Genomic DNA, 15,871 nt, shown 5'->3' on the forward strand with positions numbered 1-15,871 from the left:
CTTCGACAATTATTCGTATACGTAGAAGCCGCGCCCAGATTTCTTGCCTAACCAGCCAGCTTTTACATATTTGCGAAGCAGCGGGCATGGGCGATACTTTGAATCTCCTAGACCTTCATGAAGCACTTCCATAATGTAAAGACACGTGTCCAATCCGATAAAATCCGCCAGCGTTAACGGGCCCATTGGATGGTTCATGCCCAGCTTCATCACTTCATCAACCGCTTCGGGGGCCGCTACCCCTTCATACACGCAATAAATCGCTTCATTGATCATCGGCAGCAAAATCCGATTGGATACAAAGCCAGGGAAATCATTTACTTCTACCGGGACCTTCCCCATTCTCTTCGATAGATCTTCAACCACATTATAAGTTTCATCCGAAGTCGCTAACCCGCGGATCACTTCGATCAGTTTCATGACAGGCACCGGATTCATGAAATGCATCCCAATGACTTTTTCCGGGCGTTTTGTCACCGCAGCAATTTCCGTGATGGGAAGAGACGAGGTATTACTGGCTAATATCGTATGTGCCGGGCAAATCTCATCCAGCTTTTTAAATAATTCCGCTTTAACTCCCATATTCTCAACAATCGCTTCAACCACAAAGTCAACCTCTTGGGCATCGGCTACATCCGTTGAAGTGGTTAAACGACTTAGAATCGCGTTCATTTCTTCTTGGGTTTTACGCCCTTTTTCTACATCCCGGGATAGGTTTTTCTTAATTCCAGCTAAGCCTTTTTCCACGAACTCGGATTTCAGATCGTTCAGGATGACTTGAAGACCTGCTTGGGCTGCTACTTGAGCGATGCCGCTTCCCATTTGTCCGGCACCAATAACCATAAACTTCTGAATACTCATGAATCCCTCTCCCTTACGACAATTCTTTTTAGGCTTCTACTTTGACTAGAATCGCGTCCCCTTGTGCAGCCCCGCTGCAAATCGCGGCAATGCCAAGACCTCCGCCACGTCGGCGCAATTCAAAGATTAATGTCATTAAAATCCGTGCTCCGCTCGCCCCAATCGGGTGTCCCAAAGCAATCGCTCCTCCATTCACATTGACCAACTCCTGGTCCCACCCGACGATCTTTCCGCTCGTTAACGTAACGGCCGCGAATGCTTCGTTTACTTCAAACAAATCAATATCCTCGATCGAGTAGCCCGTCTTAGCCAACAGCTTTTGAATCGCTAAACCAGGGGTTGTGGCAATATAAGGGGCATCTTGCCCAACCGCTGCATGCCCTAGAATCGCAGCTAAAGGACTCTTCCCTAGAGCAGCCGCTTTTTCTTCAGACATGATCACCAGGGCGCCAGCTCCATCATTTACTCCCGGAGCATTCCCTGCCGTTACCGTGCCGTCCTTCACAAAAATCGGCGGAAGCTTGGCGAGCGATGCTAAGCTCGTATCCTTTCTAGGACCTTCATCCGTATCAATAACAAGCGGATCCCCCTTACGCTGAGGAATGCTGACGGCAACGATCTCCTCGCTGAATTTTCCTTGTTCGATCGCCTGAATCGCTCTCTGATGGCTGCGAAGAGCCCAGGCATCCTGGTCCTCACGGGAAATCTCAAATTCTTTCGCCACGGTGCTGCCGTGAACCGCCATATGCACGTCCTCGAAAGCACAAGTTAAGCCATCCGATACCATCAAATCCTTCATAACAGCATCGCCCATTCGGGCTCCCCATCGTCCATTCGGCATCGCGTAGGGAATATTGCTCATGCTTTCCATCCCGCCAGCAACAATCACTTCAGCATCCCCTGCACGAATAATCTGATCAGCAAGAGTCACAGCTCGAAGGCCGGAAGCACAAACCTTGTTAATGGTTTCGGTTTGGACTTCCCACGGCAATCCTGCTTTTCGTGCGGCTTGTCGAGAAGGAATCTGCCCTGCTCCCGCTTGCACGACCATGCCCATGATCACTTCATCGACTTGATCTCCATCCAACCCTGCACGCTGCAAGGCTTCCTTAATAACCGCCGCGCCCAAGTCAACGGCCTGCAAATCCTTCAAAGCCCCGCCAAACTTTCCGAAAGGCGTTCTAGCCGCACTGACAATCACGCTTTTTCCCATAAGTTCTCCTCCCATTCCCCACATATCTCCTTTATACTGACTGACCGCTCATTCAATCAGAATGAAAAAAGAAATATTGGCTTGTGTCCAGTACTCCCCAATAAGCGAACCGTTCTTTGGAAGGCCCGATGAAGATCACCGGGCACAGTCTTTCCCTTATATTATATATCCAAATGGTACCAGATTTCTATAGAGATTTTTCCACAATTTCGGCAATATCCAATGTTTTTACTTGCTCTTCGACTTCCTTGGCCTTGGTTCCATCACTCAGCATGGTTAAACAATAAGGACAATTGCTGCCTATGGTTGTTGGATTTAATAGAAGAGCTTGTTCCGTACGATCCACATTGACGCGCTTTCCTTGCGTCTCTTCCATCCACATCATTCCGCCGCCCGCGCCACAGCACATGGCATCTTCGCGGTTGCGTTCCATCTCTAAGACTTGAACACCTGGAATGGATCTTAAAATCTCGCGCGGAATATCAAAAATATCATTATAACGTCCAATATAACAAGAATCGTGGTACGCAATAGCTTCCTTGACTTCCTTCGTTGGTTTAATTCGCCCCTCTTGGATCAATTGATAAAGCAGTTCGGTATGATGATAAATCTCCGCTTCCAAGCCAAATTCCGGATATTCGTGCTTGAATGTGTTATAGGCATGCGGATCAATCGTCACGATTTTTTTTGCTTCATATTTTTCAAAATTCGCGATATTTTCTTGGGCTAATTGCTGGAACAAAAATTCATTCCCCATCCGCCGAGCCGTATCTCCCGAATTTCGTTCATCGTTCCCTAGAATAGCAAACTTTACGCCGGCCACATTCATAATTTTCGCAAAGGACTGGGCAATTTTTTGGCTGCGCTTATCAAACGCCCCCATCGAGCCTACCCAGAATAGATAATCGAATTCCTCCACTTCGTTGACTGTCGGAACTTCGATATCTTCTCTCTCTTCGCGCCACTTGATCCGTTCTTTGCGGTTAATTCCCCATGGGTTGCTTTGGCGTTCAATGTTTTGGAAATAGCGTGTTGCTTCATGAGGCATATTTCCTTCAGTCAAAACCAAGTAACGGCGCATATCCACAATTTTTTCAACGTGCTCATTAGCCACCGGACATTGATCCTCACAGTTCCGGCAGGTCGTACAGGCCCATAGCTCTTCTTCTGTAATGACATCTCCAATTAAGTTTACATTGTATTCCAACGCTTCTATAGATGGTGCCTCACTCGTGGCCGCTACTTCAGAAGCCTTCATGGCCAATTGGTTCCCTTTCGTTCCTTGGAAAGCAAAGCCTGGCATCCATGGCGTACGGGAAGTCACAACCGCCCCTTTTTCCGTAAGGTGATCTCTCATTTTCACGATCAGGTCCATGGGAGAAAGCGTCTTGCCGGTCCCTGAAGCCGGACACATATTCGTACACCGTCCACACTCCACACAAGCATACAAATCAATCAATTGATTTTGTCGAAAATCTTCAATTTTCCCTACCCCGTAGGTTTCTTGCGTTTCATCTTCAAAATCAATGGAAGTCAGTTTCCCGAATGGCTTGGTATCTCTCAAAGCCACATTCACCGGAGCGAACAGCAAGTGAGCGTGCTTGGACTGCGGCACATAGACCAAGAAGGTCAGCAATGTCAGTAAATGCACCCACCAAAAGATATAAAATACAACGCCAGCAGCTCCTGGGCTCATCCACGCGAAAGCTCCCGCAATCGCCGAGGAAATCGGCTCGTAGGAAACGAAGCCTTCATATCCGATCCAAATGTGCTCAAAAGCGAGTGACAAGAAGATAGACAGCATTAATGTCGTTAAAAAGATGATTACCAAGCCGGATTTTAACCCACGCTTCAATCGCTTTAGCTTTTCAATATAACGCCGATAGAAGGCGTATAACACGGCGAGCAGGACAAGCAATGTCGTGATTTCCTGACTAAGGCTGAAAAATGAATGGGCTGCCCCAATCGGGTATTCAAACCCTTTAAAAAAACCTTTTAAAATGAGTTCGATCGCTCCAAATTGCAGAATAATAAAGCCGTAAAACATAATGACATGCATTCCGCCGCTCTTGGAATCCTTCAACAGCTTTTTCTGTCCGAACACGTTCACGAGAACTTCATTTACGCGCTGCTGCGTATCTTGTTTCAAGTTGGACTTCTTGCCCAGCTTAATGAAGGTTACGCGACTGTAAACGATGTGGGCAAAAAGGTAGACAGCATAGCCGGTTACAGCAAGAAAGGCAATAAAATTAATAAAGGCCAACACGCGCACTCACTCCCTTAATTTTCTGACTACCATAACTATACCAAATTGGCCCACAAAAGTGAACGGTCGTTCAACGTCTTATTTGCTCAATTCTGGAAAATAAATGTTGAAAATTGTTAACAAATAACAAACTCTGCGATGAGGTTTGGTATTTTTAGGGGAGAGGTTTTCAAATGGCATCCGAGCTGAAGAGGGCGGCAGGCCCCCAGGCCAGACCCCTAATGTCAATGGTTTAGGAAAAATAAGAGGAGTTTTTCCTCCTATTTAAAATTTGTTTCTAAAAAAAGCGAAATAAAGGGAGAATCTCCGGTTAACTTCCGTGAAACACGCTTTTTTCGTGCATTTAAAAGGAATAGTCGGATTTTCTCCCTCTATTTTATTCATTTTTCTTCCTATTATTTGAAATAACCGGACTTTCTCCGGTTAAGATCTCCTGGGAGAAAGAGATTACGGAACTTTCTTCCGCTATTTATCTTGCTAGGAGTAATTTTATAAAAATAAGGAAAAAAACTTCCCCTATCTTATAAAAAGGGCGAGTATCAATGCCCTTTTATTAGAATAGCGGAATATTTTTCCCTTAATTAAGGTTTCTCCCTCTACTTTTCTGAAATAAGGGAAGGTTTTTCCCTTATTAATTCCTCTAGAAAAACGGAGTCTCCCCTACTCCCCCTTACGAAGATGCTTTTTCCTGACTATCCTTCGACTTTAGCATCTTTATTTTCATTTCATCTCGCTTTTCCCTGCGATCCTTGAGCGAACTGTGGCCCTCTGCCTGATAGTTCTGCCGCTTATTCATGCGCCGCAAGCCTTCTGGTACGAGATTGAATTTCTCATCGTTCATCAGCGCTGCAATACCAACCGATGGTTTGGGCTCCTCAATTCCGTAGATCTTGTTAAAATAAGCATCAGCTTTGCCCGGCACATAGTTTTTCGGTTCAGGGTAGCTGGTGATTACCCCTTCAAAGTTACGCAGCACCACTTTGTCTGGACTTTGAGAGATCATGTAGTTCGGCTGAAGGGTGATTTTTCCTCCCCCCCCTGGAGCATCCACAACGAATGCTGGAACAGCATAACCCGAGGTATGCCCTCGAAGATTTTCTATGATTTCCAGCCCTTTGGATACCGGTACGCGGAAATGCCCGATCCCTTCGGAAAGATCACACTGGTAGATATAATAAGGGCGAACACGGATCTTAACGAGATCATGCATCAGCTTTTTCATAATATGCACACTGTCATTCACCCCAGCGAGTATAACGGATTGATTTCCAAGCGGCACCCCTACATTAGCTAGCATTTCACAGGCTTTCTTCGCTTCCGGCGTAATTTCAAGAGAGGTATTAAAATGAGTATTGAGCCAGATTGGATGATACTTTTTCAGCATATTGCAAAGGTCTTCTGTGATCCTCTGCGGGAAAACCACAGGGGCACGCGTGCCGATTCGGATAATTTCCACATGCGGGATGGCGCGCAGGTTTCGAATGACATATTCCAGTATCCGGTCGTTCACGAGCAAGGCATCGCCTCCGGATAAGAGAACATCTCGAATCTCCGGGTTACTCCGGATATAATCGATAGCAGCATCTAGCTGTTTTTTCGGCACTCCCATGCCAACCTGGCCGGAAAATCGGCGCCGTGTACAGTATCGGCAGTACATCGAGCATTGATTGGTGATCAGGAAAAGCACACGGTCCGGATAGCGATGGGTCAAACCTGGTGTAGGAGAGTCCTCATCCTCATGCAGCGGGTCTTCCAAATCGTATCTTGTTTTCATGATTTCTGCGGAGATCGGTACGGATTGCTTGCGGATGGGGCATTCTGGATCATTCGGATCCATCAATGAGGCATAGTATGGGGTAATATTTAAAGGAATGGTTTGTGTCGAGATGCGAACGCCCTCCTCTTCTTCTGGAGTCAGGTTGACCACTTGCTTCAACTGATTTACGGTTCGAATCGTATTCGTTAATTGCCACAACCAGTCATTCCATTGCTCTTCGGTAACATCCTTCCAAAGCTTCACTTCACTCCAATGTCTTCGTTTGATCAACATCTCGCATCAACCTCCTAATAGTTGGTTTATTTTTGACGGACCTGACGAGTCGCGAGTCGCCGTGAATTTATTATGTATTTAAAATTATGCAAAAATAATGCCAACAAAAAAACTGGGCTCTACCTCTAAAACATAGAGGTTAGAGTACCCAGGTTTCGCCAAAAACGACTCACCTTAAACCATCTCGCGATAGTCTACCCCTGGCCCATTTGAGCCAACGGAAGTCCCAGTCTCGTATCCTGCCCATTTTTCAATACAGCTCTCAGCGTATGCATCTTCTGCGTTGAATTTGTCACTAACATCGATCCGCCCTTTATTTATTTATCCATAAAAGACATACCCATGCTCGCAACCGCCAGCTTACTCACTGTATCTACTTCATGTTACACGTTTTGTTTTGTTCACAAGCTTTAGTATACAGGGTGAACGCAGAAGAAACAAAAGCTCTTACACTCCATTTCCAGCCTTTTTCCATTATTATCCTTGCTATAGCAGGATGATCCCTTGTATCCATACAAATCATGAGGAATCCTCCCAGATGCTTAAGAATCCAGCTTGGATAATTTATACTGCAAGGTTTGCCGAGGAATCCCCAGCTGTTTTGCCGCTTGCTTGATATTCCCCTCTGTCTCGGCTAGAGCCGCACGAATCATTTGCTCTTCCACCCGTCTAACCGCTTCCGGAAGCGATAAGCCTTCCTCCATCGCAGGAGAGAAAGGATCTTCCACCATTTCAGTTGGTCGGACTTGCTGCAGATAAAACGGCAGGTCGTCCTTGCCAATCGTATCTCCCTCGACCAAATTCATGGCAGCTTCTATAGTATGCTCCAGCTCTCGCACATTTCCCGGCCACTCGTGCTGGAGCAGCATTTTCTCCACCTCGCGGCTAACTCCCGAAACCAGCTTGCCAAAAAGATAATTGAACTTTTGGATAAAATGCTGAATGAGCAACGGGATATCTTCTTTGCGTTCTCTTAAAGGAGGAATTTGAAAGGCAACGACATTCAACCGATAGAATAAATCCGATCGAAGACGGTCTTCCTTTACAGCCGTGAGCGGATCCTCGTTCAGAGCAGCGATGATCCGAACATCGATCGGCGTCTCCTTCATTCCCCCTACCCTTCTCACCCGGTTTTCTTGGATCACCCGCAGGAGCTTGGCCTGCAGCTCTAAGGGCATACTGTTGATTTCGTCTAAGAATAAAGTTCCTCCATGCGCTAGCTCAAACAGTCCGGGGCGGTCTTCTGCACCCGTAAAGCTCCCTTTCACCGTTCCAAACAATATCCCTTCTAATAGCGTAGTGGGAAGGGCTGCACAATTCTGGGCTATGAAAGGAGCATAAGCTCTTGGGGAAGCATTATGAATGGACTGAACCAAGAGCTCCTTCCCCGTTCCGGTTTCCCCCATAATCAGAATAGGCGAAGGGGTCTGAGCTGCCTTTTCCCCCAGCTTCTTCAGCTGTTCCATCCTCCGGCTCCGGGAAATTAAATCCGTAAACCTGTATTTCGCTCCGTTTTCCTCTGGTTTGCCTTGCTTCTTCTTCCCTAAAGGTTGATTTTTCTGTACAATTTGCGCTTGCAAATCCACTAGCTTTTCCGAAAGCTCCTTGACCTTCGAAATATCTTTTGCCACTTCAACTGCCCCCACTAGATGACCATCCACCCAGATTGGGAGTGTTGTGTTCACCGTGATTACTTGTTTTCCTTTTATATTGGTGTATCGCTGATGCTGGTGATAAATGGGGTCGGCATTATCTATTACTTTTAATAACGTGCTGGTCTCGACATCCAGCGATGGAAAGACATCCAGCAGATGCTTGCCCATAACTTCCTCTACCGATAAACCATCCAGCTTGGCAGCAACATGATTATAGTAAATCGTAATTCCCTCGGCATCGACGACATGGATCCCTTCATCAATAGCCCCCAAAATCGCTTCCAGCATTTCATGGGTGACTGGCCGTTGCTTCACGAACGTTCCCCTCCTTTGGACAAGGTGCTGAGATCTTATCAGAATGCCAATTTTCCGGCACAATCTATTATCTTTACTATAAATGAAAAGCCTTCTCTATTTCAATCTTGGATCAGCGAGCGTCCTTTTTGTCTTAACCGCCAAAGTGCGATACAATATAGGAATTAACCATAAAGGAGCCTATTTATATGAAATGCACCCTAACGGAAAACGCGGCAGTAAAAGTAACTGAAATTTTGAATGGAGTAGACGATAAGGAGCTTAAGCTGCGCGTCTATGTTTCTCATGCCCATGGGGACCATGCTCATTACGGGCTAGGTCTGGACAAGCCTAGCGAAAAGGATGAGGTAGTGCAAACGGCTGGTATTGAGGTTATCCTTGAAAAAGGGAATGAATTTTTGGATGGCGTGATCATCGATTACAATCCTGAGCAGGATAATTGGTCTGCAACCAACCCTGACAAGGGAAATCACGGCGATCATTAAAAAAAGCTTCATTAAAGCATTCCAGGGTAGCCAGACCACCTTTAGAGGAAGCTTTTTAGGCAGAATAAGGATGATAAATCGTAGAAGTTTATACATTCTTATTCCGTATAAAAACGAGGACGTCCCAAAAGGTCGGTTTTACCGACCTTTTGAGAATTGATTTTTTTTTTGAAGGGCAGGGCCATCTTGAATAAGTGGAAAAAAGCGACTTATAATTAAAATCCAACAAGATAAAGCGGAAATAGTTGTAAAAGCTCCACCTAATTCAGCTCCATCCCACTATTTTGAACGGTTTTCTGCCAATAGTGGTCGTTTTTCCAACTAAACGGCACTGTTCGGCAACCTTACAGCAGATTGGGCTAATGCAGGTTTCAGATAACAGGAGAAAGTCCGGTTATTTCTCAAAAACACGGAAGAAAATTATGATTTTTGAAGTTTAGTCGGAAAAACTCCCGTTATCATCCAGACCCCTGAAAATTCAACCTATAGTTAATCGACAGTATCAAATCCTCTACTAATCATGATAATGACTCCGTTTTGGATCGTATTATCGATGATACGTGGATTATTCCAACTATCGCCTTATTATTTTTCTTCTTGTGGGACAACCTCTTTTCTATTTCTTTACCACAGCATACTCCTCGTGATTATGAAAGTTAGAGATACGCGCCACTCCAGATTCCACCGCCGCTTTCGCCACTGCTGATGCTACATGGGAAGCTACCCTCGGATCAAAAGGATTGGGAATGACATAATCCGCATTCAGCTCGTCATCCGAAACCAACCCCGCGATTGCATAAACCGCTGCAATCTTCATCGCTTCATTGATTTCTTTCGCACGGACATCGAGTGCTCCTCTGAAAATTCCAGGAAAGGCCAATACGTTATTGACTTGGTTAGGAAAGTCCGAACGGCCAGTACCAATGACCCGGGCACCTGCTGCTCTAGCCTCTTCCGGCATGATTTCGGGATTAGGGTTTGCCATCGCGAATAGGATGGCATCCTTGTTCATGGAACGAACCATTTCTGCAGTAACAGCTCCTGCGGCAGAAACGCCAATGAAGACATCGGCTTCTTCAAGCGCATCGGCAAGCGTGCCTTGTTTCAAATCCCGATTGGTGATTCTGGCCATTTCCTCTTTTAGCCCATTCATCGCTTCGCTTCTGCCTTTAAAGATAATACCCTTCGTATCACAAAGGTAAATATCCTTTACTCCTAGATGGATTAACAGTTTGACGATCGCAATTCCCGCTGCACCCGCTCCATTCACGACCACGCGTATTTGGTCCATCCGCTTATTAACCAATTTCAAGGCATTGATTAGACCGGCTGCCGTAACGATCGCTGTGCCATGCTGATCATCATGGAAAATGGGAATATTGCATTCCTGTTTTAATCGTTCTTCGATTTCAAAGCATTGGGGGGCAGCAATATCCTCCAAGTTAATGCCGCCAAAAGACGGCTCCAAGAGCTTCACCGTTTCGATTATCTTTTCCGTATCTTCCGTATTAAGACAAATCGGAAAGGAGTCCACGCCTGCAAACTCTTTAAACAGCAAAGATTTTCCTTCCATTACAGGCAGCGCAGCATGAGGACCGATATTCCCTAAGCCAAGTACAGCTGTTCCATTGGAAATCACCGCAACGAGATTGCCTTTTGCCGTATACTCATAAGCCTTCGCCTCATCCTCAAATATCTCCAAGCAAGGCTCGGCCACGCCTGGAGAATAAGCAAGACTCAAATCTCCCGCATTTCTTACAGGAACTTTAGCAAACACCCCAAGCTTCCCTTTATGCTCCCGATGCAAGGCAAGGGATTGTTCACGTAATGATGACATGTTAGACTCTCTCCTTTTGTCGGTTCACGGTATTTTAAGCTCTTTGCAGCAACGCTGCGCCAGCGATGCCCGGCTTCGTCATTTCATATGGGTCAAGAATGATATCCAGCTCTTCTTCCGTCAAGACATGATGCAGCAGACAAAGCTCCCGAACAGAACGGCCCGTTTGGATCGCTTCATAAGCAATTCTTGCCGATGTCTCATAACCCAAATGAGGATTCAGCGCGGTAATGATGCCAACGCTCTTATCCACATATTCTCTGCACCGTTCTGCGTTGGCTTCAATCCCTTCCAAACAATAGATGCGAAAGGCATGGAAAGCCTGATTCATGATGCTTAAAGATTGAATGAGATTGAAAACCAGAACAGGTTCCATCACATTTAACTCTAACTGTCCGGCTTCAGAAGCCAAGCAAATCGTATGATCATTTCCCATCACTTGAAAAGCCACTTGATTGATTACTTCACACATCACCGGATTCACTTTACCCGGCATGATGGAAGAGCCCGGCTGGCGGGAAGGCAAGGAAATCTCCCCCAACCCCGTTCGCGGTCCTGACGCCATCAAGCGAAGGTCATTGGCCATCTTAGACATATTAATCATACAGACCTTCAGGGCAGCAGAAACCTCGGTATAAGCATCCGTGTTTTGCGTTGCGTCCACCAAATGCTCTGCTGAGACAAGCGGCAGTCCGCTGATTTCAGCCAAAATCTCTACAGATCGCTTAATATAGAGCGGATCAGCATTCAGGCCCGTTCCCACTGCGGTGGCCCCAAGATTGACTTCATATAAATGTTCTTTGGTTTGCTTTAATCTTTTGATGTCACGGCCCAAAGCCCGGTTATAAGCCTCGAACTCCTGGCCCAGGCGGATCGGAACGGCATCCTGCAAATGGGTCCGTCCCATCTTGATGATGCCATCGAATTCATTCGCTTTTTGTTGGAGCGCCTCATGCATTTCTTCCATGGCTGCTAACAGCTTGCCGAGCAGGTTAAGCACGGCAATATGGATGGCAGTCGGGAAAGCATCATTCGTAGACTGCGCCATATTGACATGGGTGTTGGGACTTAAGCTGAAATAATCTCCCTTGCTCTTCCCCAGACATTCTAGCCCACGATTGGCAATCACCTCATTGGCGTTCATATTAAACGAGGTGCCCGCGCCCCCTTGGATGGGATCCACGATAAACTGATCATGCCACTTACCTTCAATGATCTCCTGCGCTGCCAGGACAATCGCATCACCTAAGGGCTGATGCAGCCGCTTCGTTTCCATATTGGTCAGTGCTGCTGCTTTTTTCACCATCGCGATCGCCCGGATCAACTCCCCATGCATCCGATAGCCGGTAATCGGGAAATTCTCTACCGCTCGGAGAGTTTGTACCCCATAATAAGCATCAGCCGGCACTTCCTTGGTACCCAAAAAGTCTTTTTCGATCCGAACTCGATCCATGTCTGTTTCTCCTTAATCACCTGTTAATGAAGAATATTTGCTTGTTATTTAACGTTCAGATAATTGAATGGCTAATTAAACTTCTCCAGCAGCTCTATAATGACTTTATAGTCCGATGTTGTATCCATATAGGCATACTTTCCTTTGCCATTCCAGAAATTCCCCTTCTGGATGACTGGATACCCCATCTCCTCCAGTAAACGGATCTTTTCTTCCATGTTTTGAACAACAAACGAAATATGGTGAACCCCTTCCCCATGCTCTTCAAGATGCTGATTCCAAGTGCTTGGAGAATCTGCTGCTGGCTCGATCAATTCGATTTCAATTAAGGGGGTTTTTATGAACATCATTTTGGCTTTTCCTTCTGTAGGCCGACCCAAATATTCGATCTGTGTCACTTCAGCCGGACCAGGCGGCAGCAAGGGCGGCTTCTTCAATCCAAGCAAGGTGCAATAGGCATCCGCAGCCGCCTCAATATCTTTGACAACAAAAGCTAGCTGCTCCACTTTAGCCGTTCCAAGCAATGGTTGGAGCGATTCGGCTATGGGCTCTTGGGCGGCCTTTGGCTGTGGTTCATCTCTCTCGAGCAGTTCAATAAGCGTTTTGCAATCCACTAAAGTATCCACATAAGCATATCGGCCATTGCTGGAAGTAAACTCACCTGTTTGCAGTACGGGATATCCCGCTTCGCCCAGAACATGAAGTTGATCCTTCAGATGATCGGTATCAAAAGCGATATGGTGAATCCCTTCCCCTACCGTATCCAAAAATTCACGCATCGTTCCGGGCTCTTGATTCGGTTCAATCAGTTCGATCTGCACAGCAGGGGTGTCGATGAAAACCAGCTTGCATTGAGATGCCGTAGGCTGACCCCGAAACACGATTTGCGATATTTCAGGACCTCCTGTTAAGAACCACTTCGGTTTCGGAATTCCCAATAGAGTGGCAAACGCCTCCGATGCCGCTTCGATGTCCCGGACAACGAAAGCGATTTGATTAACTACATTATTTTTTAATAGAGTCTGATTTACCACCCAGATCACTCCTGATTTATTTCGTGTTTAGCCCAAGCCACGGACGGATAATCCGCCGTCACTGGATATAATTTCCCCCGTAATGGCACGCGCCTGATCTGAAGCCAGCAAGACATAAGCCCCTACATGATCCTCAGAAGACATCGCGATTTGGAGAGGATTGCGCTTTTGAATACTTTTCGCTTTCGTTTCATTATCAACCGCTTTTACAAATGGCTGGAGAGGAGGAATGACATGAAGGGCAGTAAGGGTACCTCCCGGAGCTACCGCATTCACGCGAATATCGGGAGCCAATTCGAAGGCCAGCTGCCTCAGCAATCCAATCTGCGCATGCTTGCTTGCTGTATACCAAACCCCGCCCCCATCTGGGTAAAATCCAGCGCCTGATACAGTAAAAATCATGTTGCCATTGGTTTTCTTCAACTCATCCACAGCCGCTTTTGCCGCATAAAAGTATCCTTTAACATTTATGTTAAACAACATATCATAAGCTTCCGAGACAGCTTCCGGCGTTACATGGAGGAACTTGGCGAATCCGTCGAAAACGCCTGCATTTGCTACGAGGACATCCAATTTACCAAAAGTTTCAGTCGCCGTAAGCACGGCCCGAACATGATCGCCATACTCCGTTACATCTCCCACAATACATTGAACGGAATCGCCAAACTGTTGCTTTAGTTCTTCCAAGCCTTGCTCAGAACGATCAAGAATGGTGACAGCAGCCCCCTCAGCAATAAACGCCTCAGTAACCGCCCTGCCGATGCCGGAAGCCCCGCCCGTCATATATACTGATTTCCCTGTAAGTTGTGCCATTATTGCTGCTCCTTCTCTTAATTGTGTCATTAAACGAATATGGCCAAGTTCCTTGTATTAATGGTTGTTTGATCAACTAGGAAAAAACGCTTTGACAGCTTCCATTCTCCGTTAACATATGTGAATTCATCTCGGCGTTCACCGGAAATCAAGTCATGATGAATGTCCGTGCTGCGGCTGCGATAGATCAGCAAATAGCTATACACGACAGCCTTCTCATTCGGCACGAATTCCTCTAAGCGGACATTGCTGACCAAGCGGCGAGTGCGCGAAGGAGGCAACTCCGCCCAAGCATAATCCGTTTTCAGGCGGTCGACACGGATTTTCAACAATTCGATATCATCATTAAAAGCGAACATATCCATCGAATAGTCTGGACGTTCCGTTCCTTCTTTGTTTACTCGAACCGGCATCTGATACAGCAAATCTGAATGCATGAGGCTGAACCATCCGTCAAAGTCAATTTCATCAAGCAGCTTAGCCTCACGATACAACCATTGTTCGAACTCATAGGTAGCCAACAGCCTTTCCATACTCATTACGCACTCCCCCTTTAGCCTTGTATATTTAATAGATCTAGCCAATATCGGTAAAAATTCCTTGAATTCGCTTCCGAAAACTTATCCGCATAGACCGTTCCCGGTCCTGGGAAGTCATTGACCGGCTCGCGGTGCATCCCCATCGTGTAATTATAAGCAAACTGTTTCAGGAATGGCATCGGTCCCACTGCAGCAGCGGTAATGTCAGTAAAGACCTCCGTATCATCCTGCTCAAAAATTCCGGACGGACTAAACGTCAGGACGAACGATTCACGCGAACGCTGCTTCCAATCGTCCGAGGCATTTTTCTCAACGAGCAACCAAGTAATAACCTCCATCTTATCCACGTCAATGGGTCTCCAAAGACGAACGGATGTGTTGGAAATCAACTGTCCCTTGATTTTCGTATGGGATATCAAGAAAGATAGATTGGGGAAAATCGTTCCAATCATGTTTTTGACATTGGACATCATTTCAAATTGCTCAGGAGACAAATTGGACTTGAATTCCGGAATAAGGCTCTCCTCAAACGCAAAATCCGGATTAGGCATGCCGATATTCAATCCGTGTCCATTCCTTGTTCCTGCCTGATAACCCTTCTTGGAATAGGTGGCGTTAGGTACCATACCGAGTTTGGCAATAGAGCCATGTGTCACCATGGTATGATAGGAGTCACTGACAAAGTTATCTGAACCGATCTTCCAGTTGGAGTGAACGATAAACCTCTGTGGAGGCCCCATCACTTCCATTTCCGCTCGACCGACTACAATATCCAGATACCATTTGAAATCCCCTAAAAAGTCTGACAAAGGCTGCGGGTTCTCACTCCAGGTTCCAAACAGAAGCCCTTTGTACGAATCAATAGTTACCTTATGCAATGCCATGTTGGAAACATCCAAGTTTCCGCCATAAATGTCTTGCTGTAAAGGAACCCCGATCAGATCACCCGTGTTTTTAAAAGTAAAACCGTGATAAGGACACGTAAAATGAGCTTTGTTCCCTTTATCCGCCCGGCACAGTTTCATTCCCCGGTGGGTGCACATGTTGTAAAGCCCTCGAATGGCACCGTCTTCACCTCTGGAAATGATAACAGAGTAACCGGCTAAATCTCTCATGATATAGTCGCCCTTATTCGGAATTTCCGACTCATGGCCAAGGAATAGCCATGTCTTCAGGAAAATCTTTTCATGCTCCAGCTTGTAAACCGCTGGATCTCCCAGGATGTAGGCAGGAATAACCCCTTCCTCCGGTCTAACAGTTTCATTCAAATAGTCGAGTTGGTTTTCTCGGGACATTTCCTCCAAGAGCGTATCCTTTTTGATCATTTTCATCTTCCTCCTTCAACTCTCC

Annotated in this window: 12 protein-coding genes; 1 reads left to right on the forward strand and 11 read right to left on the reverse strand. The window is 46.2% G+C overall.

Features of this window, described 5'->3' with window-relative positions:
* Window positions 1–9: 9 nt before the first annotated feature.
* From ABLT31_RS20810 to ABLT31_RS20830, 5 genes are all read right to left on the reverse strand, one after another.
* The gene (locus tag ABLT31_RS20810) at window positions 10–861 is read right to left on the reverse strand and encodes a 3-hydroxybutyryl-CoA dehydrogenase (protein ID WP_367755248.1); all 852 of its coding nucleotides are present in this window, start codon (window positions 859–861) and stop codon (window positions 10–12) included.
* Between the two features lie 28 nt (window positions 862–889).
* Entirely contained in the window at window positions 890–2,074 is a 1,185-nt protein-coding gene (locus ABLT31_RS20815; RefSeq protein ID WP_367755250.1) for an acetyl-CoA C-acetyltransferase, read from the reverse strand.
* 187 nt (window positions 2,075–2,261) lie between these two features.
* The gene (locus ABLT31_RS20820; protein WP_367755252.1) at window positions 2,262–4,340 is read right to left on the reverse strand and encodes a (Fe-S)-binding protein; all 2,079 of its coding nucleotides are present in this window, start codon (window positions 4,338–4,340) and stop codon (window positions 2,262–2,264) included.
* A 670-nt stretch (window positions 4,341–5,010) separates the two neighbouring features.
* Window positions 5,011–6,390, reverse strand: a complete 1,380-nt coding sequence (kamA, locus tag ABLT31_RS20825; RefSeq protein WP_367755254.1) for a lysine 2,3-aminomutase — start codon at window positions 6,388–6,390, stop codon at window positions 5,011–5,013.
* Window positions 6,391–6,932: 542 nt separating this feature from the next.
* Window positions 6,933–8,333 (reverse strand): sigma-54 interaction domain-containing protein, encoded by a 1,401-nt coding sequence (locus ABLT31_RS20830; protein WP_367755354.1) that lies wholly within the window; start codon window positions 8,331–8,333, stop codon window positions 6,933–6,935.
* A gap of 215 nt (window positions 8,334–8,548) precedes the next feature.
* Here ABLT31_RS20830 and ABLT31_RS20835 point away from each other — a divergent pair, with 215 nt between their 5' ends.
* Entirely contained in the window at window positions 8,549–8,845 is a 297-nt protein-coding gene (locus ABLT31_RS20835) for an iron-sulfur cluster assembly accessory protein (RefSeq protein WP_367755256.1), read from the forward strand.
* Between the two features lie 616 nt (window positions 8,846–9,461).
* Here the strand turns inward: ABLT31_RS20835 and ystJ are convergent.
* From ystJ to ABLT31_RS20865, 6 genes are all read right to left on the reverse strand, one after another.
* Window positions 9,462–10,682, reverse strand: coding sequence for an NADP-dependent malic enzyme (gene ystJ / locus ABLT31_RS20840; RefSeq protein WP_367755258.1), 1,221 nt, complete (start codon window positions 10,680–10,682; stop codon window positions 9,462–9,464).
* Between the two features lie 34 nt (window positions 10,683–10,716).
* The gene (aspA, locus tag ABLT31_RS20845) at window positions 10,717–12,135 is read right to left on the reverse strand and encodes an aspartate ammonia-lyase (RefSeq protein WP_367755260.1); all 1,419 of its coding nucleotides are present in this window, start codon (window positions 12,133–12,135) and stop codon (window positions 10,717–10,719) included.
* Window positions 12,136–12,206: 71 nt separating this feature from the next.
* Window positions 12,207–13,169, reverse strand: coding sequence for a VOC family protein (locus tag ABLT31_RS20850; RefSeq protein ID WP_367755262.1), 963 nt, complete (start codon window positions 13,167–13,169; stop codon window positions 12,207–12,209).
* A gap of 27 nt (window positions 13,170–13,196) precedes the next feature.
* The gene (locus ABLT31_RS20855) at window positions 13,197–13,982 is read right to left on the reverse strand and encodes an SDR family NAD(P)-dependent oxidoreductase (protein ID WP_367755264.1); all 786 of its coding nucleotides are present in this window, start codon (window positions 13,980–13,982) and stop codon (window positions 13,197–13,199) included.
* Between the two features lie 29 nt (window positions 13,983–14,011).
* Complete coding sequence (locus tag ABLT31_RS20860) at window positions 14,012–14,521, reverse strand: aromatic-ring-hydroxylating dioxygenase subunit beta (protein WP_367755266.1); 510 nt, start codon at window positions 14,519–14,521, stop codon at window positions 14,012–14,014.
* Window positions 14,522–14,535: 14 nt separating this feature from the next.
* Window positions 14,536–15,846 (reverse strand): aromatic ring-hydroxylating oxygenase subunit alpha, encoded by a 1,311-nt coding sequence (locus tag ABLT31_RS20865; protein ID WP_367755268.1) that lies wholly within the window; start codon window positions 15,844–15,846, stop codon window positions 14,536–14,538.
* Window positions 15,847–15,871: the final 25 nt, after the last annotated feature.

It is taken from the genome of Ammoniphilus soli (assembly GCF_040813775.1).

What these genes read in the sequence shown, in the direction of transcription:
- ABLT31_RS20810 (WP_367755248.1), bottom strand. Translation starts at nt 861, where the DNA reads ATGAGTATTCAGAAGTTTATGGTTATTGGTGCCGGACAAATGGGAAGC.
- ABLT31_RS20815 (WP_367755250.1), bottom strand. Translation starts at nt 2,074, where the DNA reads ATGGGAAAAAGCGTGATTGTCAGTGCGGCTAGAACGCCTTTCGGAAAG.
- kamA (WP_367755254.1), bottom strand. Translation starts at nt 6,390, where the DNA reads ATGTTGATCAAACGAAGACATTGGAGTGAAGTGAAGCTTTGGAAGGAT.
- ABLT31_RS20830 (WP_367755354.1), bottom strand. Translation starts at nt 8,333, where the DNA reads ATGCTGGAAGCGATTTTGGGGGCTATTGATGAAGGGATCCATGTCGTC.
- ABLT31_RS20835 (WP_367755256.1), top strand. Translation starts at nt 8,549, where the DNA reads ATGAAATGCACCCTAACGGAAAACGCGGCAGTAAAAGTAACTGAAATT.
- ystJ (WP_367755258.1), bottom strand. Translation starts at nt 10,682, where the DNA reads ATGTCATCATTACGTGAACAATCCCTTGCCTTGCATCGGGAGCATAAA.
- aspA (WP_367755260.1), bottom strand. Translation starts at nt 12,135, where the DNA reads ATGGATCGAGTTCGGATCGAAAAAGACTTTTTGGGTACCAAGGAAGTG.
- ABLT31_RS20855 (WP_367755264.1), bottom strand. Translation starts at nt 13,982, where the DNA reads ATGGCACAACTTACAGGGAAATCAGTATATATGACGGGCGGGGCTTCC.
- ABLT31_RS20860 (WP_367755266.1), bottom strand. Translation starts at nt 14,521, where the DNA reads ATGAGTATGGAAAGGCTGTTGGCTACCTATGAGTTCGAACAATGGTTG.
- ABLT31_RS20865 (WP_367755268.1), bottom strand. Translation starts at nt 15,846, where the DNA reads ATGATCAAAAAGGATACGCTCTTGGAGGAAATGTCCCGAGAAAACCAA.